This is a genomic window from Kamptonema animale CS-326, from assembly GCF_028330895.1.
GTDB classification, from domain to species: domain Bacteria; phylum Cyanobacteriota; class Cyanobacteriia; order Cyanobacteriales; family Microcoleaceae; genus Kamptonema; species Kamptonema formosum.
In genome coordinates this window covers 1-3,619 of the sequence record NZ_JAQMUA010000329.1, presented here as the reverse complement: position 1 = coordinate 3,619, position 3,619 = coordinate 1, and the positions used below count along the sequence as shown (strand labels likewise).

Genomic DNA, 3,619 nt, shown 5'->3' with positions numbered 1-3,619 from the left:
GCTTCGCTTCGCTCGCAATGACAGTATTTAACCGGACATGATATAACCCGGATTTGGTATAATTTCTATTTTACTTTCTCAAATACCATCAAATGCTGCTGAGGCAATAAATCCTTTGTTTCCTTCCAAACTAAACCCACCGCCGCCATTTCTTTTTCAACTTGCCTTTGAGTCATTTTGTGCAATCCTTTAATCATAACGAGCGGATTTTCACCCCGGTATTCAACTAAAACCGCACGACCTCCTAGTTTAAGACCTTTGACAATTCCTAACATCATTTCTCTAGGATATTCAAATTCGTGATAAGCATCGACCATCAGCGCTAAGTCTACACTTTCTTCCGGTAACTTAGGGTCAGCTACGGTAGTTAAAATCGTCTCAATGTTGGTAATATTTCGCTCTTTTTTTAAATCTTCGATAATATCAATCATTTCTGGTTGAATATCGGTAGCCAGCACTTTTCCTTCGGGAACTAAGGAAGCCATACGAAAGCTAAAATAACCAGTACCAGCTCCAATATCCGCTATAATATCTGTCGGCTTTAACTCTAAAGCTTTGACTAATCTACCAGGCTTTTCTTCCATTCCACGAGATGGACGCTCCAACCAGCTAGCTCCCTGATGTCCCATGACTTGGGCAATTTCTCGACCCATATAAACTTTGCCAATTCCGTCAGGATTATGGATTTTTTGGTATTGATAAATGGTTGTGGTGTTTTCGCCTATTAATTGGCCTGCATTGAGAAAAATCAAGCAGATAATTGCAAAGATAATTATTAGTAAAGGTTTAACAAGTTGTTGATATTTTTTTGTGTTCATGGTGATTGAATTCCTAAATAGGATAGTCCTGATACTGGGTTTTACTTCGCTTTATCAAGCTACTACTGTTATTGTTACATGAGTTTTCAAAATTGGGATTATTTGAATATAAGTAGGTGGACATAAATAAAGGTAAGGTGGGCGCTCGCAGAAACTATAATAGCTACTCGTGACAAGATTTTGGCAGCGAGCGCCCACCCTACAACTTGAGATTATGTGAATATACTTTGCTATTAAGTTACGGCAGGTTCTAACAATTTAATAGTACCAGCAACGGCATCTATTTCAACTTCTGCGCCGATGGGCAGAGTAAATATATCGCGAATATGACCAATCATTGAACCATACCAGGCGGGAATATTCAAGGGGCGAATGTGTTCAAATAACACTTGTTCTAATGTTAAGGATTCCTGGGGTTGTTCGGGTTCGCACTTGTTACACTGACCGAAAATAAAACCAGAAATATTATCTAAAATTCCTGCTAATTTCAGTTGTGTTAGCATCCGGTCTATGCGATAAACTTCTTCTCCAACTTCCTCGACAAATAAGATGCTATTTTTCCAATCTGGGAGGTAATCGGAACCTACCATTGCAGCTAATACTGATAAATTACCGCCGACTAATTTACCTCGATTTTTACCTGGAGTGATAGTTTGTACTCTAATTTGATTAGAGTTTTGTAAAGTAATTGTTTGGGGATTGAATAAAACTTGCTTGACGGAATCTACTGTAAATTTGCTCCAAGTTGATATGCCTACGGGGCCATGAAAAGTAACAACCCCGCTTCTGGCATAAATAGCTAATAGCAAAGAAGTAATATCGCTGAATCCCATGATAATTTTAGGAGGATTTCTGATTAATTGGTAGTCTAATAGTGGTAAAATGCGATTGCAGCCCCATCCGCCTTGTACTGTGAGAATTGCCTGGACTGATGAATCGGCAAACATGGCATTGACATCGGCGGCGCGATCGAGATCTTTTCCTCCTAAATAACCGTAACGGTCAAAAATATGTGTTCCTAATTTAACTTTTAATCCTAGTTGAGATAGAATTTGCTTAATAGGTTCGATTTCTTGAGGGTAACTGAAAGCTGCTGGATTTATCAATCCTACAGTATCGTTTATTTTGAGGCGAGGTGGTTTGATAATGGGTTGTAGATGGGGGTTAGTTTGGGCGGCCGATGGTAACTGGGTAGCAATTGCAGCTAGTCCAAAATTTGCGATTAATTGGCGGCGAGATAGTGCCATAATTATAGAGCGTTGGGAGATTTAGCAAAATCTCAGATGCCGTCAATCGTGGGGCTTGAGAGTTTTGACTGGCTATGTTTAGCCTACATTTAAGTAGCTCTCGGAATTATTATAAACCGAATAGTTGGGCGATCGCAGGCAACAATTTATTACACGCTTCCACCACACCAACAGCACTAGGCAACCCGAAAATAATTCCTTTCAACATCGTCAGAGCATTTTTTGCCGTCTTTTGCGTTGCTTCCTGTTTGGGGTTTTTCCCTGCTTCAGCTAAGGTTTGCAATTGTTCCAATGCTTCAGCTTTATCTTCTGCTTTTAATGCAGGATCGGCTTCAATCGCTTGGTGCAATTGGCTTAACAACTCCTTGATTCCGGGTTGTTCAGATTTAGTAGGTTCATCGGGTAACTGGTTGATAGTGTGGGCAACAGTGCCGCTAATTGTGCCAATGTCACCTAAAATCCCGATGACATGGCCATCTTTGTTTTCAATTTTGCGACTTTGATCGATGCTGTCAGTCATGGCTTTAATCTCCGATTTAAGATCGTTTGTAAGGTTAATTATAGGATTAGATGCGGGATTTTTAGTTAAAGCTAATATAGCAATTTTTTTCAGATCCTGATTGTGACGAATTTCTGCTTCTAGGAGAGCCGCTTGCTTTTGGGCTTCTAATTTGTAAGGTTCGCTCAAGTCTCGTTCGATTTTGCCTTTGTCGGTTCCTTCTGGGACTTGGATCGTGACTAAGACATCATTGTCTTTTTTCTGAATTCCTTGAAGTGAATCACAGGTGATTCCAGGGTTTTCCTCCATTAATTTCTGGAAAGCAATGTTAAAAGCTTCTCGATTAAGACCGTTTCGCAGGAGTATCTGCACGGTATTCATAATCTTTTTATACAGCTTTTCAAAATCACCCGATTCAAATACTTTATCAGGATAGTGAGGATGACGCTCTCGACTGCCTTTAGCATCAGGATATTCTAGGAGAAAAACGTATTGACAATCGACTTGTTCTAGTTTAGTGGTACTGTCAATATTCCATGCTTCCAGACAAGCCCCTGTTAAGTAAGCGTTGGTAAAATCAGTACCAACTGCCTGAGTTTTAGTCAGATTTGCTCGTTCTAAATTAGCTCCTTGTAACTTGGCTTGACTAATATCAGCTTCCTTTAGATTAGCTTGGTTGAGATTTGCTCCAGTTAGGTTAGCTCCTTGGAGATTTTCACCAGTATATGATTTTTTGTAGCCATTGCCAGTGATGAGTAAATCTCTTACAGCCGCTTTAGCCAGTATAGAATTACCCACTCTAGCGCGATCGAGTCTTTTGGCTTCATGCCAGCAAGTGCGGGTGAGAATAGCCCCTCGGAAATCGGTACTTTTGAGGGTTGCTTGGGTGAAATCGGCATTGGTTAAATCAGCTTGACGAAAGCTAGTGCCACCCGTAGCAGCAAAGGCAACTGCAATGGTGCGAATGAAAGCGTGTTTTTCATCTCCGGCTAAGGCACGCCAAGCAATGTAAATACCTAGCAGTGCCGCTGCCACTGCCGTTTTCACTGCCGCTG

General features: G+C 40.8%; 3 protein-coding genes. All 3 read right to left on the bottom strand.

Annotation, left to right across the window (positions count from 1 at the left end; all coding sequences use genetic code 11):
• Nucleotides 1-65: 65 nt before the first annotated feature.
• Nucleotides 66-818, bottom strand: a complete 753-nt coding sequence (locus PN499_RS19285; RefSeq protein WP_272033721.1) for a class I SAM-dependent methyltransferase — start codon at nucleotides 816-818, stop codon at nucleotides 66-68.
• A 233-nt stretch (nucleotides 819-1,051) separates the two neighbouring features.
• Entirely contained in the window at nucleotides 1,052-2,065 is a 1,014-nt protein-coding gene (locus PN499_RS19280; protein WP_272033720.1) for a S66 peptidase family protein, read from the bottom strand.
• Nucleotides 2,066-2,174: 109 nt separating this feature from the next.
• The coding region (locus PN499_RS19275) for a pentapeptide repeat-containing protein (RefSeq protein WP_272033719.1) at nucleotides 2,175-3,619 on the bottom strand (1,445 nt) is incomplete at its 5' end.